At 65.6% G+C, this 18,457-nt stretch carries 16 protein-coding genes; 7 read left to right on the top strand and 9 right to left on the bottom strand.

Annotation, left to right across the window (positions count from 1 at the left end; genetic code table 11):
- Positions 1-54: 54 nt before the first annotated feature.
- On the top strand, positions 55-627 hold the full coding sequence (locus CMV14_RS10935; protein ID WP_066958932.1) for a helix-hairpin-helix domain-containing protein: 573 nt from the start codon (positions 55-57) through the stop codon (positions 625-627).
- 4 nt (positions 628-631) lie between these two features.
- Here the strand turns inward: CMV14_RS10935 and CMV14_RS10930 are convergent, their stop codons facing one another.
- The 5 genes from CMV14_RS10930 to CMV14_RS10910 form a co-directional block, all read right to left on the bottom strand.
- Complete coding sequence (locus CMV14_RS10930) at positions 632-1,795, bottom strand: DUF418 domain-containing protein (protein WP_066958931.1); 1,164 nt, start codon at positions 1,793-1,795, stop codon at positions 632-634.
- A 180-nt stretch (positions 1,796-1,975) separates the two neighbouring features.
- Complete coding sequence (gene ppdK, locus CMV14_RS10925; RefSeq protein ID WP_066958930.1) at positions 1,976-4,648, bottom strand: pyruvate, phosphate dikinase; 2,673 nt, start codon at positions 4,646-4,648, stop codon at positions 1,976-1,978.
- A gap of 56 nt (positions 4,649-4,704) precedes the next feature.
- Positions 4,705-6,720, bottom strand: a complete 2,016-nt coding sequence (gene glyS / locus CMV14_RS10920) for a glycine--tRNA ligase subunit beta (protein ID WP_066958929.1) — start codon at positions 6,718-6,720, stop codon at positions 4,705-4,707.
- On the bottom strand, positions 6,717-7,175 hold the full coding sequence (locus tag CMV14_RS10915; RefSeq protein ID WP_066958928.1) for an endonuclease domain-containing protein: 459 nt from the start codon (positions 7,173-7,175) through the stop codon (positions 6,717-6,719). The genes glyS and CMV14_RS10915 overlap by 4 nt, the downstream gene beginning before the upstream one ends.
- On the bottom strand, positions 7,172-8,047 hold the full coding sequence (locus CMV14_RS10910) for a glycine--tRNA ligase subunit alpha (protein ID WP_066958927.1): 876 nt from the start codon (positions 8,045-8,047) through the stop codon (positions 7,172-7,174). The genes CMV14_RS10915 and CMV14_RS10910 overlap by 4 nt, the downstream gene beginning before the upstream one ends.
- 254 nt (positions 8,048-8,301) lie before the next feature.
- Here CMV14_RS10910 and CMV14_RS10905 point away from each other — a divergent pair, with 254 nt between their 5' ends.
- The 4 genes from CMV14_RS10905 to CMV14_RS10890 all read left to right on the top strand — a co-directional run bounded on the left by CMV14_RS10905 (position 8,302) and on the right by CMV14_RS10890 (position 13,029).
- Positions 8,302-9,243 carry a TraB/GumN family protein gene (locus tag CMV14_RS10905; protein ID WP_066958926.1) on the top strand — a complete coding sequence of 314 codons (942 nt, stop codon included), beginning with the start codon at positions 8,302-8,304 and terminating at the stop codon, positions 9,241-9,243.
- 161 nt (positions 9,244-9,404) lie between these two features.
- Positions 9,405-10,100 (top strand): response regulator transcription factor CtrA, encoded by a 696-nt coding sequence (gene ctrA / locus CMV14_RS10900; RefSeq protein ID WP_066958925.1) that lies wholly within the window; start codon positions 9,405-9,407, stop codon positions 10,098-10,100.
- 260 nt (positions 10,101-10,360) lie between these two features.
- On the top strand, positions 10,361-12,562 hold the full coding sequence (gene katG / locus CMV14_RS10895) for a catalase/peroxidase HPI (protein WP_066958924.1): 2,202 nt from the start codon (positions 10,361-10,363) through the stop codon (positions 12,560-12,562).
- A gap of 167 nt (positions 12,563-12,729) precedes the next feature.
- Positions 12,730-13,029: an alkylphosphonate utilization protein gene (locus tag CMV14_RS10890; protein WP_066959289.1), complete on the top strand. Its 300-nt coding sequence runs from the start codon at positions 12,730-12,732 to the stop codon at positions 13,027-13,029.
- 29 nt (positions 13,030-13,058) lie between these two features.
- On the opposite strand, the gene CMV14_RS10885 is transcribed toward CMV14_RS10890, so the two are convergent.
- Genes CMV14_RS10885 through CMV14_RS10875 form a run of 3 tightly spaced genes read right to left on the bottom strand, consistent with a single transcriptional unit; the run spans position 13,059 to position 15,687 of the window.
- Positions 13,059-13,532, bottom strand: coding sequence for a GreA/GreB family elongation factor (locus tag CMV14_RS10885; RefSeq protein ID WP_066958923.1), 474 nt, complete (start codon positions 13,530-13,532; stop codon positions 13,059-13,061).
- Positions 13,529-14,329, bottom strand: a complete 801-nt coding sequence (locus tag CMV14_RS10880; RefSeq protein ID WP_066958922.1) for a DUF1365 domain-containing protein — start codon at positions 14,327-14,329, stop codon at positions 13,529-13,531. Before CMV14_RS10880 ends, CMV14_RS10885 begins: the two co-directional genes overlap by 4 nt.
- The gene (locus tag CMV14_RS10875; RefSeq protein WP_238147263.1) at positions 14,326-15,687 is read right to left on the bottom strand and encodes an NAD(P)/FAD-dependent oxidoreductase; all 1,362 of its coding nucleotides are present in this window, start codon (positions 15,685-15,687) and stop codon (positions 14,326-14,328) included. The genes CMV14_RS10880 and CMV14_RS10875 overlap by 4 nt, the downstream gene beginning before the upstream one ends.
- A gap of 259 nt (positions 15,688-15,946) precedes the next feature.
- On the opposite strand from CMV14_RS10875, the gene CMV14_RS10870 reads away from it, so the two are divergent.
- Complete coding sequence (locus CMV14_RS10870) at positions 15,947-16,789, top strand: DUF1295 domain-containing protein (protein ID WP_066958920.1); 843 nt, start codon at positions 15,947-15,949, stop codon at positions 16,787-16,789.
- Positions 16,789-17,814, top strand: coding sequence for an SAM-dependent methyltransferase (locus CMV14_RS10865; RefSeq protein ID WP_066958919.1), 1,026 nt, complete (start codon positions 16,789-16,791; stop codon positions 17,812-17,814). Before CMV14_RS10870 ends, CMV14_RS10865 begins: the two co-directional genes overlap by 1 nt.
- Before the next feature lie 29 nt (positions 17,815-17,843).
- Here CMV14_RS10865 and CMV14_RS26725 read toward each other — a convergent pair whose 3' ends face one another.
- On the bottom strand, positions 17,844-18,434 hold the full coding sequence (locus CMV14_RS26725; protein WP_176488929.1) for a TetR/AcrR family transcriptional regulator: 591 nt from the start codon (positions 18,432-18,434) through the stop codon (positions 17,844-17,846).
- Positions 18,435-18,457 lie beyond the last annotated feature (23 nt).

The following is an 18,457-nucleotide window of genomic DNA, read 5'->3' as shown; positions in this document are numbered from 1 at the left end:
GGAACGGTGGCCTGCGGTATAGGTTTAGTCTTCCAGCTATTTCTGGAGGGCTGCATGCCGGCTTTCACTACGAACCAATGGGTTATCCTTGCTCTCGTTCTGGTACTGGGCTGGTTCCTGGGGCTGTTCACGCTGTCGGGCGGGCGCAAGTGGAAGAAGGGTTTCGAGCTGGAGCGGTTCGCACGGATCGCGGCCGATGCCGAGGTCGACCGGCTCTCCACCCGCCTCGCGGAACTGGAGGGTGAACGTGACCGGCGGATCGCCCTGGAAAAGGAGCGCGACGATCATGTCGCCCGCGCCGCCGCCGCCAACGAACGCATAGCCCAGCTGGAAAGCCGTCGCACGGCAATCGATCCGGACACGGCGGGAACCGTGGCCGCCGCGGCTTCGGGCCGCCGGGACGATCTATCCCGCATTTTCGGGGTCGGCCGCGGCGGCGAGATGCGGCTCAACGAGCTGGGCATCCACCGCTATGCGGAGATTTGCACGCTTTCGGCCAGGGATGAAGCCGAACTGGAAGGGCGCATGGGCATCGCCCCAGGCACCATCGCCGACGAGCGCTGGCGCGAACAGGCGGAGATGCTGCGCCAGGGGTTCACCGACGAACACGCGCGGCGGTTCGCCTGAAGCATCAGGCCGGCATCTTTCCGTAGGTTCCTCGGCGCCATAGCCACTCCACCGGCCCATAGCGGAAGCGCTTGAGCCACGCCCAGGCGAACACCCCCTCGACCAGCAGGATCGCCAGCGCCACCAGCCAGAGCGCCGGCCCGCCGAGCCGATTCCACAGTCCCAAGCCGAAGCCCGAGAAGATGACCGCGCCCATCAGGCTCTGGCCAAGATAGAGGGTCAGCGCCATCCGTCCCATCCGGGCGAAGGCGGCCATCAGCCGGGGCCAGGCGCCGCGCCGCCACAGCAGCAGGAACAGGCCGACATGGCCCAGCGTCATCGCCAGCCGTCCCGGCTGGTCGATCAGGCCGGACAATATCGTCGGTGCGCCCTGATTGTGCCAGACCGCGAGCAGATGGATCAGCCGCAGCGCAACGCCCACGCCGTAGCCGATCGCCATCAGTCGGCGAAGGGTCCCCTCGCTCCGTCCTTCGCTGAAGAAACCCATCCGATGGAGCGCCATGCCCACCAGCATGAAGGCGAGCGCATCGGCGACCCAGCGATAGGTAAGCGCGTTGACGGTCCAATGCCAGGCGACCCAGCTCATATAATCGAAGGTCTGGCCGTAGCTGCCGAGCCGGGCTGCGCCTTCGCTGGCCAGCATCTTGGCGCTGTAGACGGTGTCGGCGGGCGTGATGCCGCCGGCCTCATGCGCAGCCCAGCCCGACAGCATGATCAGGATGACCGCCGCCGCCGCACAGAGCTGATAAGGCTTCAGCCCATGCAGGATCAGCGCCAGCGCCCCGGCGAACGCGTAGATGATCAATATGTCGCCCGGCCAGAGCAGCAGGGTCGAATCCACCACCCCGAACGCGAACAGCAGCATCAGCCGGCGCATATACAGGCGCGGCCGATCGACGCTGTCGCCATCGCCGACGAACAGCAGCAGCCCGATCCCGAACAGCATCGAAAACAGGCCACGCATCGTGCCGGTGACGAACAGCTGGGCGAAACCCCAGACCTGCCAGTCCGGATCGGCGATCGACGGCGGTGCCATCGGCCGGTCCATCGCGACCGGCCCACCCATGTCGAAGATGTTGATGAGGAGGATACCGCACAGCGCGATCCCGCGCAGCGCGTCGAGCGAGACGATGCGGCGGGTTGGATCGGCGGGTGCGAGGGGAGGCATGGGGGGTCGTCGTAGCGGAGGTGTCCGCGCGATCCCAGCCCTACCATCCCTCTCCCGTCCTTACGGGAGAGGTTCGGGGTTAGGGTCTTTTCGACCAACTCACCCATATCTGCGGGAGCAAAAGAAGAAGATCCTCACCCAACCCCCTCCCATGAAAATGGGAGAGGGCCAAGGAGAAGGTCAGGCCTGCTTCGCCCTCAGCGCCGCCTGCGCCGCCGCGAGACGGGCGATCGGCACCCGATAGGGCGAGGCCGAGACATAATCGAGCCCGATCCCTTCGCAGAAGGCGATCGAGGCCGGATCGCCGCCATGCTCGCCGCAGATGCCGAGCTTGATGTCGCCCCGCGTCTTGCGGCCGCGCTCGGCGGCCAGCTCGATCAGCTCGCCGACGCCTTCGACGTCGAGGCTGACGAACGGGTCCTTGGGATAGATGCCCTTGTCGACATAGGTCGTCAGGAAGCGGCCGGCGTCGTCGCGCGAGACGCCCAGCGTCGTCTGGGTCAAGTCGTTGGTGCCAAAGGAGAAGAACTCGCCCACCTCGGCGATCTCGCCCGCCTTCAGCGCGGCGCGGGGCAGCTCGATCATCGTGCCGACCAGATAGTCAAGGGTGACGCCCTTCTCGGCGAAGACGGCCTTCGCCGCCTTGTCGATCACCGCCTTCATCAGTTCCAGCTCGCGCCGGGTCGCGACCAGCGGCACCATGACTTCCGGGATCGGTGCATTGCCCGATTTCGCCGCGACGTCGCACGCCGCCTCGAAGATCGCGCGCGCCTGCATCTCGTAGATTTCGGGATAGGTCACACCCAGCCGGCAGCCGCGATGACCCAGCATCGGGTTGAACTCGTGCAGCTCGGCCGCGCGGCGCTTGAGCGCCTCGACGCCGATCCCTGTCGCCGATGCCACCTCGGCGAATTCCTCCTCCTCATGGGGCAGGAATTCGTGCAGCGGCGGATCGAGCAGGCGGATCGTCACCGGAAGACCGGCCATGATCTCGAAGATCTCGGAGAAGTCGGCGCGCTGCTCGGGCAGCAGCTTGTCGAGCGCCACCCGGCGGCCCTTCTCGTCTTCGGCCAGGATCATCTGGCGCACCGCCGTGATGCGGTTGCTGTCGAAGAACATATGCTCGGTGCGGCACAGGCCGACGCCCTCGGCGCCGAAGATGCGCGCCGTCTTGCAGTCGAGCGGGGTCTCCGCATTGGCGCGGACCTTCAGACGGCGGACCTCGTCGGCCCAGCCCATCAATATGCCGAAATCGCCGGCCAGTTCGGGCTGTACGGTCGGCACCGCGCCCAGCATCACCTCGCCGGTGGCGCCGTCGATGGTGATGACGTCGCCCTCACGCACTTCGCGGCCGGCGACGCGAAAGACCTTGGCCTTCGCATCGATCGCCAGCGTGCCCACGCCAGAGACGCAAGGGCGCCCCATGCCGCGCGCGACGACCGCCGCGTGACTGGTCATGCCGCCCCGCGCGGTCAGGATGCCCCGCGCCGCATGCATGCCGTGGATGTCCTCCGGCGATGTCTCGACCCGCACCAGGATCACGGCATCGCCCATTTCGGCGCGCTTCTCGGCGGTCTCGGCATCGAACACGACAAGGCCCGAGGCCGCACCCGGCGATGCGGGCAGGCCCTTGGCGATCACGTCGCGCGGTGCCTTGGGATCGAGCGTCGGGTGAAGCAGCTGGTCGAGCGCGGCGGGATCAACGCGGGCGATCGCCTCCTCGCGGGTGATCAGCCCCTCGTTCGCCATGTCGACCGCGATCTTGAGCGCCGCCTTGGCGGTGCGCTTACCCGAACGGGTCTGGAGCATCCAGAGCTTGCCCTGCTGCACCGTGAACTCGATATCCTGCATGTCCCGATAATGGGTCTCGAGCAGGTCGAACACCTTGGCGAGTTCGCCATAGACGGTCGGCAGCGCCTCTTCCATCGAAGCGGGCTTCGCCCCGGCGGCCTCGCGGGCCTCACGGGTCAGATATTGCGGGGTACGGATGCCGGCGACGACGTCCTCGCCCTGCGCGTTGATCAGGAACTCGCCATAATAGGCGCGGTCGCCCTTCGACGGATCGCGGGTGAAGGCGACGCCGGTGGCCGACGTGTCGCCCATATTGCCGAACACCATAGCCTGGACGTTGACCGCCGTGCCCCATTCGCCGGGGATGTCGTTGAGCCGGCGATAGACCTTGGCCCGCTCCGACTGCCACGACTTGAAGACGGCGCCGATCGCTCCCCAGAGCTGCTCGTGCACGTCCTGCGGAAAGGGCTTGTCCCACTGCTCGACGACGATCGCCTGGTAGCGCTTGACCAGCGCCTCCCAGTCCTCGGCCCCCATCTCGGTGTCGAGACTGTAGCCCTTGTCCTCCTTGGCGATCTCCAGCGCTTCCTCGAAGGCGCCATGATCGAGTTCGAGGACGACGTCCGAATACATCTGGATGAAGCGGCGATAGCTGTCCCAGGCGAAGCGGGCATCGCCCGACACCCTGGCCAGGCCTTGCACCGTCTCGTCGTTGAGGCCGAGGTTCAGGACGGTGTCCATCATACCCGGCATCGAGGCGCGCGCGCCCGAGCGGACCGACACCAGCAGCGGATCGGCCGCGACGCCGAACTTCTTGTTCGTGATCGCCTCGATATGCGCGATGCCGTTGGCGACTTCCGCCTTCAGGCTCTCGGGAAAGCGCTCGCCCTCGTCGTAGAAGCGCTGGCACATCTCGGTCGAGATGGTGAAGCCCGGCGGCACCGGCAAGCCGATCGACGCCATCTCCGCCAGATTGGCGCCCTTGCCGCCCAGGAGATTCTTGTCGCCCTTGCCGCCGTCGGACACGCCGCCGCCGAAACGATAGACATATTGCGTCGTCATACGCCCGTCACTCTCCCCATCACGACCCGCTCCCGGCAGGGAGCATGGCAATCGAATCAGCCCTCGATGTTCGAGAAGTCGGCGACGTTGTGCACCGCAACACGGATTTTTTCAAGCAGCGCGAGTCTAGTGTTTCTTTTTTGTGGCGAAGGGTCGTTGACGGTCACCTGATCGAAAAAGGCATCGATCGGCCCGCGCAGGCTGGCCAGGGCGGACATGGCGGCGGCGAAATCCTCATTCTGCACGGCGTTTGCGGCCTTCGGCTCGGCCGAGTCCAAAGCGGTGATCAGTGCCGATTCCGCGGCCTCCGGCTGATAATCGGGCACCGCAGACGCACCTTCGGGCACCCCGCCCTCCTTCTTCAGGATATTGGCGGCCCGCTTGTAGCCGGCGAGGAGGTTCGCCCCGTCCTCGGTCTCGACGAACACCTGCAACGCCTTCACCCGCGCGAGTAACCGGACGAGATCGTCCTCCCCACCCAGCGCGAACACCGCATCGATCAGATCGTGGCGGACACCCGCCTCACGCTGCTGGACCTTCAGGCGGTCGGCGAAGAAGTCGAGCAGTTCGATGGTGTCCAGATCGGCACCGAGCCCCGCCTTGGCCTGATCGATCACCGCTCCCAGTTTCAGCCGGGTGCCGTTAACGAGAATGGTCTGGATGACCTGCAAGGCCGCGCGGCGAAGCGCGAACGGGTCCTTCGATCCGGTCGGCTTGATGCCCCGCGCGAAGAAGGCGACCAACGTGTCTACCCGATCAGCCAGCGCGACGCAGGCCGGTATGCAGCCTTCGACGGCCGCCACATATTGCTGCTGCAAGGCCGAAACGGTGCCCGGCTTTTCGCCCGCCTTCTCGGCATAATAGCCGCCCATGATGCCCTGCAATTCAGGAAACTCGCCGACCATGGCGGTGGCAAGATCGGCCTTGGCGAGCAGGCCGGCGCGGCGCGCGGTATCGGGATCGCGCTCAGGGAAATAGGCCCTGGCGATCCAGGCGGAGAGGTCGGCGACGCGATCGGCCTTGGCGCGCAACGAGCCCATGCCCTCGTAGAAGAGCATGGCCTCCAGCTTGGGAAGATAATCCTCCAGCTTGACCTTCAGGTCCTGTTCCCAGAAGAATTTCGCATCCGACAGCCGCGCCGCCAGCACCTTGCCATTGCCCGCGACAATCGCGGTGCCGCCATCCTTCGCGGTGATGTTGGCGGTGCAGATGAAGGCCGGGGCGAGCTTGCCCGCCGCGTCGTTCAGCACGAAATATTTCTGATTGGTGCGCAGCGTCAGCTGGATCACCTCGCGCGGCACCTCCAGGAAGGCCGGGTCGAAATGGCCTAGCAGCGGCACCGGCCATTCGGTGAGCCCGGCATTCTCGGCGACCAGCCCCTCGTCGGGGATCACGCTCAGCCCGGCCTCGGCGGCCAGTTCGGCCGAACGGACGCGGATGATGTCGCGGCGCTCGGCATGGTCGACGATCACGTGGCAGGCGCGCAGCTTCTCGACATAGTCGGAGGCGCTGCCGATGGTGATAATGCCGGGATGATGGAAGCGGTGGCCGATGGTCGCGGCACCGCTGGTGACGCCATCGACCTCGATCGGTACGATATCCTCGCCGAGCAGCGCGACGATCCCCTGCAGCGGGCGCACCCAGCGCAGCGAGCCGGAACCCCAGCGCATCGACTTGGGCCAGGGAAAGGCGCGGACGATCGCGGGGACCGCCTCGGCCAGCACCGCCGCCGTCTCGCGGCCCGGCTTCTCGACGATCGCGAACAGCACGCCATCGCGCTCGACGAGCTGATCCTGGGTCAGCCCGGTCTTGCGCAGGAAGCCTTCCAGCGCCTGCGGGGGTGCTCCGACCTTCGGCCCCTTGGTCTCCTCCGACACCGCCGCTGTCGCCAGCGGCAGGCCATGCGCGATCAGCGCGAGCCGGCGCGGCGTGACGTAGGAGGTGATGCCGTCGGGCTTGAGACCCGCCTTGGCCAGTTCCTCGGTGAACAGCTTCGCGAGATCGGCCGAAGCCTTCTCCTGCATGCGCGCCGGGATTTCCTCGGAGAGGAGTTCGAGCAGGAAATCGGTCATCGAACATCCTCCCCGCTTGCGGGGAGGGGGACCGCGTATCGGTGGAGGGGGGCCGCCACCCGCGCAACGATCGCCGAGGCCACCTCGTCCGGGGCCTTCATCACTTCCGCAGCAGACACTCTGAGCACCTGATATCCATTCTCTTTCAGAAAGGCGTCGCGCTGGCGATCATGTTCGGGCTTTCCGCCGCGATCATGCGCTTCACCATCAACCTCGATCACCGATTTGGCCGCCGAACAATAGAAGTCGACGATATACGGTCCGATCGGATGCTGTCGCCGGAACTTCGCTCCTGCTCCTGCCCGGCCACCGCGCAGACACTCCCACAGCATGACCTCAGGCAAGCTCATGGCCCGCCGCAGTTTCCGCGCGGTGACTACCTCGGGGCGAAGCAATTGCTTCCCGCCCCCTCCACCGGCTTCGCCGGTCCCCCTCCCCGTGCCGGGGAGGATCATTGGTCCCACCCGTTATGGCTCATCCAGGCGGCGCAGGCCCCCTTCGCCAGTTCGCGGACGCGGCCGATATAGGCCTGGCGCTCGGCGACCGAGATCACGCCGCGCGCCTGCAGCGTGTTGAAGATATGGCTGGCCTTGATCGCCTGGTCATAGGCGGGCAGCGGCAGCGGCTTGTCCCGCTCCAGCAGCGCCTTGCACTCGTCGGCGGCCTGGGTGAACTGGCGGAACAGCAGTTCGGTGTTGGCGGCCTCGAAATTATAGGCGCTGAACTGGCGCTCATTCTCCAGGAAGACGTCGCCGTACGTCACGCCTTCATCGTTGAAGGCGAGGTCATAGACCCGGTCGACGCCCTGGATGTACATCGCCAGCCGCTCCAGACCATAGGTCAGCTCGCCCGCGACCGGCTTGCAGTCGAAGCCGCCGACCTGCTGGAAATAGGTGAACTGGGTCACCTCCATGCCGTCGCACCAGACTTCCCAGCCAAGACCCCAGGCACCCAGCGTCGGGCTTTCCCAGTCGTCCTCGACGAAGCGGATGTCATGCGCCAGCGGATCGATGCCGATCCGCTCCAGGCTGCCGAGATAGAGTTCCTGAAGATTGGCCGGGCTCGGCTTCAGGATCACCTGATACTGGTAATAATGGCCGAGCCGGTTGGGGTTCTCGCCATAGCGGCCGTCGGTGGGGCGACGCGACGGCTGGACATAGGCCGCCTTCCAGTGGTTCGGGCCCAGCGCGCGCAGGGTGGTCGCCGGGTGGAAGGTCCCCGCGCCCATCTCCATGTCATAGGGCTGGAGGATGACGCAGCCCTGATCGCTCCAATAGTCGTGGAGCGTCAGGATCAGGCGCTGGAACGAGAGCGGCTTGGTCGCCAAGACGAGGTCCTTCGGGCTTGCGAAATGCGTAGCGCCCTTTGGCGTGAGGAGCGCGACGGGTCAAGGAATTGCCCCTTCCCGTCACCCCAGCGAAGGCTGGGGTCCATGTCTCTTTCCATCCGAGACGGCATTTGGGGAGAAAACAGACATGGATGCCAGCCTTCAGCCTTTCAGGCTGAAGTTCATCCTGAGCGCCTGCCTTGCAGGCAGCCGAAGGGCTGGCATGACGGCCTTTTATTCAATAGGCTTTGCCCATGCGTTTCCTGCGCCGCGCCCTCGCCACCCTCCTCGCCTTCACCCTCGCCGCGCCCGTCACGGCCGCGCCCGCACTGTGGAAGTTCGGCGATGCGGACACCACCATCTACCTGTTCGGCACGATCCACGCACTGCCCCCCGGCTATCGCTGGCAGGACGCGCGCATAAGGAAGGCCATGGCCGCGGCGGACACGCTCGTCATCGAGACGCTGATCGACAAGGACCCACAGGCGATCGCCCGCCTCTTCCCGCCGCCCGATCCCAGCCTGCCGCCGATCGTCGAGCGGGTGCCCGAGAAGAGCCGCCCGGCCTTTGCCGCGATGCTCGCCCGGGCAAAGCTCGATCCCGCGGTGCTGAGCCGCATGCCGACCTGGCAGGCCAGCTTCATGCTGATGGGCGCGATGATGAAGGACCTTGGCGTCGCCCGCGACGCGGGCGTAGAGGGCAGCATCGTCCCCCGCTTCACCCCCGCGCCGGAGGCGAAGGATGCCGTCCCGAAGAAGATCGAGGCGCTGGAGACGGCATCGGAACAACTCAGCCTGTTCGCCAACCTTCCCGAAGCTGACCAGCGCGAGATGCTGGCGAGCTTCGCCGATGGCGAAGGCAGCGCGCGCAAGGATTATGCGAAGCTGCTGCGCGCCTGGTCCAGCGGCGACCAGACGGAAATCGCCCGCGCCTTCGCGGAAGATGAAGACCTGACCCCGCATCTGCGCGAGGTGCTTCTTAAGAAACGCAACGCCAATTGGGCACATTGGCTTAAGACTCGCCTCGCGACCCCGGGCACGGTTTTTGTGGCGGTGGGCGCTGGCCACCTGGCCGGGCCGGTCTCCGTGCAGCGCATACTGGCGGCCGATGGAATCGCGATCCAGCGCGTCTGGCCGCCCAGAAAACGGCGCTCGCCCTCCCCCGCGGGCCCTGCTCCTGCGAAGGTCGCCAGATAAGATACGGGCGCATACCGATTTTTTACCTAAGTAAAAATTCCGGATGGTTTTAAGAGCGCGTTAACCTTTTACCTTCATTAACGTCATGGTTAACACAGGTTCACGGGTGTTGAAGCCGAGCAGGCCTTTTCCCCCGAACAACAGGCAGGAAGAGAAATCCCATGCGCGTATTGCTGATCGAGGATGATCCCACCACCGCCAAGTCGATCGAACTGATGCTGGGTGCGGAAGGCTTCAACGTCTATACCACCGATCTGGGCGAGGAAGGCCTCGATCTCGGCAAGCTCTATGATTATGACATCATCGCGCTGGACCTGAACCTGCCCGACATGCACGGCTATGACGTGCTGAAGAAGCTGCGCAACGCCAAGGTGCAGACCCCGGTGATGATCCTCTCCGGCATCGGCGAGATGGACAGCAAGGTCCGCGCGCTCGGCTTCGGCGCCGACGATTATGTAACCAAGCCCTTCCACCGCGAGGAACTGGTCGCCCGCATCCACGCGATCGTGCGCCGTTCGAAGGGCCACAGCCAGTCGGTCATCCGCACCGGCAAGCTGGCGGTGAACCTCGACGCCAAGACGGTCGAGGTCGATGGTGCCCGCGTGCACCTGACCGGCAAGGAATATGCGATGCTCGAGCTGCTCTCGCTGCGCAAGGGCACCACGCTGACCAAGGAAATGTTCCTCAACCACCTCTATGGCGGCATGGACGAGCCCGAGTTGAAGATCATCGACGTCTTCATCTGCAAGCTGCGCAAGAAGCTCAGCCTCGCCTGCGGCGGCGACAATTATATCGAGACCGTCTGGGGCCGCGGCTATGTGCTGCGCGATCCGGAAGAAGGCCAGGTCGCGGCGTAACCCTTTCGTTGCCGCGATTTCCGAGCCGGCGGATGTGCCATCCGCCTCGAAATCGCTCTGATCGAGTTTTGCTACAGGGGGCAAAAGCGGGAGGCCGCGTTCCGATGAGGAGCGCGGCCTTTTCCGTTTCACGGCCTGCGGCTGTCATCTGATCGATTTTCTCCATCATGCTGACGAGGAGAGATCGTTTTCAAAACATAACAATCTGCTTCTATTCTTCGCGCTCCGGGGGGAGGATGACCGATGAGAGGAGCCGAACCATGGATGCGAAGACAAGTGGAAGCCCGCTGAGCGATCCGGGCAAGGAGCCCGCCGCGCTGCGCACCCTGCTGGGCCGCACCAACCGCGACTGGTGGCCCAATCAGCTGTCGCTGGACATCCTCCACCAGGGGGGCGTCAGCGGGAATCCGATGGGCGACGATTTCGACTATGCGAAGGAATTCGCATCGATCGACTATGCCGCGCTGAAGGCCGATCTGAGGGCGCTGATGACCGACAGCCAGCCCTGGTGGCCCGCCGATTACGGCCATTATGGCCCCTTCTTCATCCGCATGGCCTGGCACAGTGCCGGCACCTACCGCACCGGCGACGGGCGCGGCGGCGCGCGCAGCGGCTCCCAGCGCTTCGCCCCGCTCAACAGCTGGCCCGACAATGGCAATCTCGACAAGGCCCGCCGCCTGCTCTGGCCGATCAAGCAGAAATATGGCCGCAAGCTCAGCTGGGCGGACCTGATGATCCTGGCCGGGAATGTCGCGATCGAGTCGATGGGCGGCCCGACCTTCGGCTTTGGCGGCGGCCGCGAGGATGTGTTCGAGCCCGGGAAGGACATCTATTGGGGCACCGAGGAGGAATGGCTCGGCACCACCCGGATCGAGGAGGAGTCGGGCCGCGCGCTGGAAAATCCGCTTGCCGCGATCCAGATGGGCCTGATCTACGTCAATCCCGAAGGCCCGGGCGGCTGCCCGATGCCGCAGGCTTCGGCCCGGGACATGCGTGAGACCTTCGCCCGCATGGCAATGAACGACGAGGAGACCGCCGCGCTCACCGCCGGCGGCCATACCTTTGGCAAGGCGCACGGCGCGGGCGACGCCAGCCTGGTCGGCGTCGAGCCCGAGGGCGCCGACATTGCCACCCAGGGATTCGGCTGGATATCCACCCATGAGAGCGGGATGGGCGATCACACCATCACCAGCGGCATCGAGGGTTCCTGGACCCCAACGCCGACCAGCTGGGACATGTCCTATTTCGACATGCTGCTCGATCATGAATATGAGCTGGTGAAGAGCCCGGCGGGCGCGCACCAGTGGCAGCCGAAGGGCAATCCGGAGGACACACAGGCCCCCGCCGCGCACACGCCCGGCAAGCGTGTGCCGACGATGATGACCACCGCCGACATGGCGCTGAAGGTCGACCCGAAATATCGCGAGATCATGGAAAGGTTCCGGGCCGACCCGGCCTATTTCGCCGACAGCTTCGCGCGCGCCTGGTTCAAGCTCACCCATCGCGACATGGGGCCCAAGGCCAATTATATCGGCCCCGAGGTGCCCGCGGAGGACCTGATCTGGCAGGATCCGATACCCGCCGGCCCGAAGCTCGGCGACGCCGACGTCGCCGCGCTGAAAAGCCGGATCGCGGACAGCGGCCTGAGCGTCGCCCAGCTGGTCAAGACCGCCTGGGCTTCGGCCTCCACCTTCCGGGGATCGGACAATCGCGGCGGCGCCAACGGCGCGCGCATCCGCCTCGCCCCCCAGCGGGACTGGGACGTCAACGAGCCTGCCGAACTCACCAGGGTGCTGAAGGCCTATGAGGATATCCAGGCCGGCTTCGGCGGCCCTGGCAAGGTCAGCATCGCCGATCTGATCGTGATCGGAGGTGCGCTGGGCGTCGAGCAGGCTGCCGGGGCGGCGGGCCACGCGATCAGCGTTCCCGTCACCACCGGGCGCGGCGACGCGACCGAGGAATGGACCGACGCCCACAGCTTCGAGCCGCTCGAACCCAAGGCCGATGGCTTCCGCAACTATCTCTCGGTCCGCTTCAACGTCCCGACCGAGGAGCTGCTGGTCGATCGTGCCCAGCTTCTGGGCCTCAGCGCGCCCGAGATGACCGTGCTGGTCGGCGGCCTGCGCGTCATCGGCGCCAACCATGGCGATCGGCCGCACGGCGTGCTGACCAGGACGCCGGGCCGGCTGGACAACGCCTTCTTCCGCAACCTGCTCGACATGGGCACGGCGTGGAAGGAGGTCAGTGATCGCGGTGACGAGGTCTATGTCGGCACTGACCGGGCGACAGGCGAGGAGCGCTGGACAGCGACCCGCACCGATCTCGTCTTCGGGTCCAACTCGCAGCTCCGGGCGCTGTCCGAAGTCTATGCCGCCGACGACGCCGACGAAGAGTTCGTGAAGGACTTCGTAGCGGCATGGACCAAGGTGATGGACGCCGATCGGTTCGATCTGCGCGGGTGAGGTGACAGCGAAGCCGCGCCTGGAACAGGGCGCGGCTTCGGCAGGCTCGGCCCGCGATCGACCGCCATTATTCCGGCCCGCTGGATTTGCCAGTGAAATCTGCCATGGACGGCCTGCCGGCCGCACGCATGTGGATGGCCGGACACAGAATGGAGCAAGGCCGGATCATGTCCGACGACTATGTCTATGATGAGGAAAGCGGCGAGTGGGTCCCGGCGGCCGAACTGGCCGACCGAACCAAGGCTTCCTCACAGGTCGAGGTGCGTGACGCCGTCGGCAACCTCCTCGCCGATGGCGATCAGGTGACCCTGATCAAGGACCTCGACGTCAAGGGCGCGGGCCAGACGCTCAAGCGGGGTACGCTGATCAAGTCGATCCGCCTGACGGGCGACGCGCAGGAGATCGATTGCAAATATGACGGAATAAAGGGCCTGGTCCTGCGGGCGGAGTTCGTCCGCAAGCGCTGAGCGGGAAATGCCGTCCGACCCATCCGTCGTCAGATAGCCGCGACCGCCAACAGCTCGATCGCGTCGCTCTTCCCGCCGAAATCCGCGAAGTCACCCTCGCCCGCCCCGATCAGTGCGCGGGCCAGGGGTGATGAAAAGCTGATCAGCCCTGCCCCGGGATCGGCTTCGTCGTCGCCGACGATCGAGACTTCATTCTCCTTTCCGTTGAGGCGGTAGCTGACCCGGGTGCCGAACGCCGCCTCGTCACCGCCGGCGGGCGGCTGGATTTCCATCGTTGCGTGGCGGGTCCTCCAGTAACGCAGGTCGCGCTTCAGCGACTTGATCACCTCCTCCGCTGCCCCCTCGGCTTCGGCCGCGGCGATCTTCGCCTCCCACTCGGCGACCTTGGCCTCGATCAGCCTGGCGCCGCGCTCGGTAACGAGGTTGGGACCCGGCGGAATCGGCAGCTCGAATTTGGGTTCGAGATGCTCGTCGTCGCTTTCCCGGCGGAAGGCGACGCTCATGCCGCCACCGCCTGCTGCACCGCGACGATCGAGTAACCATCCTTGCCGTCGCCGCCCGCGGGCCTGTGGCGGCGGATACCGATCCGTTTGAGGAACAGCCAGAGCGCCTCGACATGGATGCCCGCGACCACCTTCAACGTCAGCAGCGGATGGCGGAGGAAAGCGGCGGCCAGCGCGCCATCGCTCACCTCCCGGCGCGCGCCGTGGAACGCGGCGATGATCAGCGGCCCCGCTCCGTCCGCACCGGCGACGACGACTCGGGTCTTCTCCATCGGCGGCTCCACGGTGAAGTCGTAGCGCATGTCGATGTCCATGAAGGGCGAGACATAGAAGGCCTTGTCGCAGGCCTGGTGGACCAGCGGTGCGGCGCGATCGCCGTCGGCGACCGGGATCACATAGCTGTGCCGTTCCTTGAAGGTGTTGGTCACCTCATAGATGATCGTCGCGAGGCTCCCGTCGCGGCGATGGCAGAACCAGACCGAAAGCGGGTTGAACACATGGCCGAGCATACGGGGCATCGTCAGCAAACGGATCGGCCCGCCATCGGGTTCCTGCCCCGTCCGGCGCATCAGCGCCTCGATCTGGGGCCTGAGCGGTTCGCCGGACCGGTCGCCATAGTCGCGATCATGGAAGGAGAAGAGGTTCCAGCCGTTGCGCGAGAACAGCCGGCAACGCTCGCCGATCCTATCGATCTCGTCGAGGTCGAACAGGCACTGGAACATCGAGTAGCGCAGGGTGTGCGCGCGCGGCCGGAAGCGGCGATGGAAGACCTGGCCAGCGTAGATCGCCGATTTCACGCGGCCGCTTCCCGCGCCTCGGCCAGGCTCGCGGGGGCCAGGTCCATCGCCAGCCGGCCGCTGGGCTCGGCCACCGTCCACGGCCGCTTGGCGCCGAGGAGTTCGGCCACGGCAAGACCCGATTGCAGCCCGTCCTCATGGAAACCCGCGCCCAGATGCGCGCCGCAATAGAAGGTGTTGCGCTGGCCCTGGATCGCCCAGATGCGGCGTTGCGCTTCGAGCGCGGCATGGTCGAAGATAGGATGTTCGAAGGTCGTCCGATCGATCTCGTGCCCCGTGCCGATCGCCCGGTTCGGATTGAGGGTGACGATCAGCGGGCGCTTCGTCTCCAAGCCCTGCAGCCGGTTCATCCAGTAGCTGACGCACAGGTCGCCGGTCGCGTCATTGGCATGGCGGCGGCCGAAATAATTCCATGCGCCCCACAGCGAACGGCGCTTTGGCATCAGCGCGGGATCGTCGTGCAGCACCACGCTATTGCTGCTGTAGCGGAAGGCGCCGAGCAGCTCGCGCTCGATCGGCCCCGGGTCGGCCAGCATCGCAAGCGCCTGGTTGCCATGCGCCGCGATCACCACCTCGTCGAAGCGGTCGGGGTTGCCGGCCTTGTCGGTGATCGTCACCTGGCCCGCCTTGCGCTCGATCGAGGCGACCGGCGTGCCCAGCCGCAGCTCGCCCGCGAAATCCGCCAGCAACTTGTCGACATAGGTTCGGCTGCCGCCAATCACCGTGCGCCATTTCGGGCGGGTGCCCAGGTTGAGCAGGCCGTGATTGTCGCAGAAGCGGATGAACGCCTCGGCCGGATAATCGAGCAGCAGCTGCGCCGGCGCCGACCAGATCGCCGCCGCCATCGGCAGCAGATGATCGTCGCGAAAGGCATCGCCATAGCGCCCCTGCTCCAGCATCTGGCCCAGCGTCATGTCACCGAAACCGCCCATGCCCGCCGCCGCCTCACGGTAGAAGCGGACGAGGTTGCGCAACATCGACCAGAAGCGCCGCGAGAACAGGTTGGAAGGCTGCGCGAACAGCTGCCAGATGCGGTCCCCGGCGGCATATTCCAGCTTTCCGTCGTCCAGCGACACCGCGAAGCTCATGTCCGTCACCCGGCAGGCTACGTCCAGATGCTCGAACATCGCGATCAGGTTCGGATAGGTGCGATCGTTGTACACGATGAAGCCGGTGTCGACGCCGAGCCGGCGTCCATCGGCCATCTCCACATCGACGGTGCGGGTGTGGCCGCCGGGCCGGGCCTCGGCCTCGTAGAGCACGACGTCGTTCTGCTTCGAAAGCAGCCAGGCCGCCGAGAGGCCGGTGATGCCGCTGCCGATCACGGCGATCCGCTGCCCCTTGCGGATGTTCGTCATGCCCCTGTTCCCTGTCATAGCGTCGCCCTGTTCTGCCGCGGCTGAAGATACGATAGCCGGGGCCAGCGGGTTGCGCGCCTTGCCCTGCCCGCCCCTGCTAACCCACGTTATCAAAAGAGCAAGGGCCTGATCGCTGCGGCTCCGGCCCGAATGCGGGCAAAGGCGACGGCGGAAGGGCGATTTTTCTGCGCAACGCCTTGGCTGGAGCTGCCGTATAGGGTTAGGAGACGGCAGGGGCCGGACATCGTCTTGGGGGTATATGAGCGCCATCTGCAGCATCATCGTCGCGTCGATCGTCATGTCGCTGATGATGATGGCCGCCTGGGCGGTTCAGATCCCGACCAGGCAATCCGGCTGGGCCGACTGTTTCTGGTCGTTCGCGATCGGGATCGGCGGGCTGATCGTCACTTTCTTCACCATTGGCGAAGGCCCGGCGGAGCGCCGCTGGCTGGTCGGCGGCATGGTGCTGTTCTGGTCGATGCGGCTCGGTTTCCACATCCTCGCCCGGACGGCCACCGCCACCTATGAAGACCCGCGCTACGCCGATCTGCGCAAGGAATGGGGCAGCCGGTTCCAGGCGCGGCTGTTCCTGTTCCTCCAGATCCAGGCCCTGTGCGGCGTCGGCCTCGTCGTCACCGTCTATGCCGCCGCGCATGCGCCGGGCCAAGCCTTCGCGATCACCGACTGGCTGGGCCTCGGCCTGCTGATCGTCTCGGTCATCGGCGAAGGTATCGCCGATGCGCAGCTGCGTCGCTTCGCCGCCGACAAGAGCAATCACGGCAAGGTCTGCGACAAGGGTCTGTGGGCCTGGTCGCGCCACCCGAACTATTTCTTCGAATGGCTGGGCTGGCTCGCCTATCCGGTGATAGCGGTCAGCCTGTTCGTCGGAACCACCGAAACCGGCGCCACCCTCATCCAGTTCGGCAGCTGGTGGCAGGGCTGGCTCACGCTGATCGGGCCCGTCCTGATGTACTGGCTGCTCGTCCACGTTTCCGGCATCCCGCCGCTCGAAGCACATATGCTCAAGAGCCGGGGCGACGCCTTCAAGGCCTATATGGCGCGCACCAGCGCCTTCTTCCCACGCCCACCCAGGAAAAATTGATGGACCTCATCGCCGCCGCCACCGCAGCCGTCGAACGGCTGCCGCTTCCCGACGCCGTGACCCTGGCGGGGGTCGAGTTTCTTGTCGGGCGCACCGGCCGCAAGCTGGCCCGCGAGCCCGAGAACACCGAAGCCTTCGCGCGGACGATGAAGGATTTCCCGATCGCCGTGCATACGGACGAGGCCAATGCCCAGCATTATGAGGTGCCGGCCTCCTTCTTCGATCTCTGCCTGGGACCGCGCCGCAAATATAGCTGCTGCTATTATGAAGGCCCGAACACGACGATCGCCGAGGCCGAGGAAGCCGCCCTCGCCCAGACCGTCGACCATGCGAAGCTGGCCGACGGGCAGGAGATATTGGAACTGGGCTGCGGCTGGGGCTCACTGAGCCTCTACATGGCGGCGCGTTATCCGGGATCGAGGATCACCGCCGTGTCCAACTCGCACGGCCAGCGCCAGCATATCGAGAAGCTGGCGGCGGCGCAGGGGCTGACCAACCTGACCGTCATCACCTGTGACATGAACGACTTCCAGGCGAACGCGCGCTTCGATCGCGTCGTCTCGGTCGAGATGTTCGAGCATATGTCGAACTGGGAGGCGCTGCTGACCAAGGTGAAGTCGTGGCTGAAGCCCGACGGCTATCTGTTCATCCACATCTTCACCCATGACCGTGCGAGCTACCGCTTCGACCATGCCGACAAGGCCGACTGGATCGCGCAGCATTTCTTCACCGGCGGGATCATGCCCAGCCACGGCCTGCTCCGCCACTTCCCGAACCTGTTCACGGTCGAAGAAGAATGGCGCTGGAACGGCAAGCATTATGCCCGCACCGCCTTCGACTGGCTGGCCCGCTTCGACGCCAACCAGCCGGCGATCGCGAAGATCTTCCAGGAGACCTACGGCAAGGACAGCAAGCTGTGGGAACGCCGCTGGCGCCTGTTCTTTCTCGCGACGGCCGGGCTGTTCGGGCACAAGGACGGCGTGCCCTGGGCAGTGAGCCATTACCGGCTGAAGCCGGCGGGCTGATCGCCTTCGATCGTCAGCCGGCCTGAATTTCAGGCAGTAGAAACGCCCCGCGCGATCAGGTCGATCACCGGTCCGACTTCGGGCGAACCGGGCGGCATGTTCATCAACCTGCGATGCAGCGGGGCCAGTACGAACAGGTCATATAGCATATGCGCGACCGTCGCGGGATCGGCGACGCCAAGCTCCCTGAGCGGCTCGCGAACCAGGTCGATAACCTGCTCGACGCCTGACTGATTGGCGTCGCTGATCAATCGGGGCAGATGTTCGGCCTCGGCGATCAGCACGCGATACATCGCAATGCTGGCATCGTCGCCGGACGCGCGCAGCAGGGCTTCCGCGATGGTCCTGAGCGCCGCATGACCAGTTTGCGATCGGACGCTCAACTGGCCGATCGCGTGAAAACGTTCGGCGATGAAGGCATCGAGTACCGCCGCCAGCACGGCATGCTTGTCCTTGAAGCATGCATAGAGCGTGCGTTTCGACATCCGCGCGGCTGTAGCGATGGCGTCCATGGAACTGCGCCGGAAACCTATCGCGCGAAAGCTTTGTGAAGCTGCCGCGATGATGCGCGCGCGAGGGTCATCATGGACCGGTTCGGCATAGGCCAGTCGCTCCGTCATCGGTGGTTCATGCCCATCAGCCA

The sequence above is a fragment of the Rhizorhabdus dicambivorans genome, assembly GCF_002355275.1.
GTDB classification, from domain to species: Bacteria; Pseudomonadota; Alphaproteobacteria; order Sphingomonadales; family Sphingomonadaceae; genus Rhizorhabdus; species Rhizorhabdus dicambivorans.
This window is presented reverse-complemented; position numbering and strand designations above follow the sequence as displayed.

Excerpts from the sequence above, each read along its gene's own strand:
- glyS (WP_066958929.1), bottom strand. The coding sequence starts at position 6,720 with ATGACCGATTTCCTGCTCGAACTCCTCTCCGAGGAAATCCCGGCGCGC.
- CMV14_RS10890 (WP_066959289.1), top strand. The coding sequence starts at position 12,730 with ATGTCCGACGACTATGTCTATGATGAGGAAAGCGGCGAGTGGGTCCCG.
- CMV14_RS10875 (WP_238147263.1), bottom strand. The coding sequence starts at position 15,687 with ATGACGAACATCCGCAAGGGGCAGCGGATCGCCGTGATCGGCAGCGGC.
- CMV14_RS10865 (WP_066958919.1), top strand. The coding sequence starts at position 16,789 with ATGGACCTCATCGCCGCCGCCACCGCAGCCGTCGAACGGCTGCCGCTT.
- ctrA (WP_066958925.1), top strand. The coding sequence starts at position 9,405 with ATGCGCGTATTGCTGATCGAGGATGATCCCACCACCGCCAAGTCGATC.
- CMV14_RS26725 (WP_176488929.1), bottom strand. The coding sequence starts at position 18,434 with ATGACGGAGCGACTGGCCTATGCCGAACCGGTCCATGATGACCCTCGC.
- CMV14_RS10935 (WP_066958932.1), top strand. The coding sequence starts at position 55 with ATGCCGGCTTTCACTACGAACCAATGGGTTATCCTTGCTCTCGTTCTG.
- CMV14_RS10915 (WP_066958928.1), bottom strand. The coding sequence starts at position 7,175 with ATGATCCTCCCCGGCACGGGGAGGGGGACCGGCGAAGCCGGTGGAGGG.
- ppdK (WP_066958930.1), bottom strand. The coding sequence starts at position 4,648 with ATGACGACGCAATATGTCTATCGTTTCGGCGGCGGCGTGTCCGACGGC.
- CMV14_RS10905 (WP_066958926.1), top strand. The coding sequence starts at position 8,302 with ATGCGTTTCCTGCGCCGCGCCCTCGCCACCCTCCTCGCCTTCACCCTC.
- CMV14_RS10885 (WP_066958923.1), bottom strand. The coding sequence starts at position 13,532 with ATGAGCGTCGCCTTCCGCCGGGAAAGCGACGACGAGCATCTCGAACCC.
- CMV14_RS10870 (WP_066958920.1), top strand. The coding sequence starts at position 15,947 with ATGAGCGCCATCTGCAGCATCATCGTCGCGTCGATCGTCATGTCGCTG.
- katG (WP_066958924.1), top strand. The coding sequence starts at position 10,361 with ATGGATGCGAAGACAAGTGGAAGCCCGCTGAGCGATCCGGGCAAGGAG.
- CMV14_RS10930 (WP_066958931.1), bottom strand. The coding sequence starts at position 1,795 with ATGCCTCCCCTCGCACCCGCCGATCCAACCCGCCGCATCGTCTCGCTC.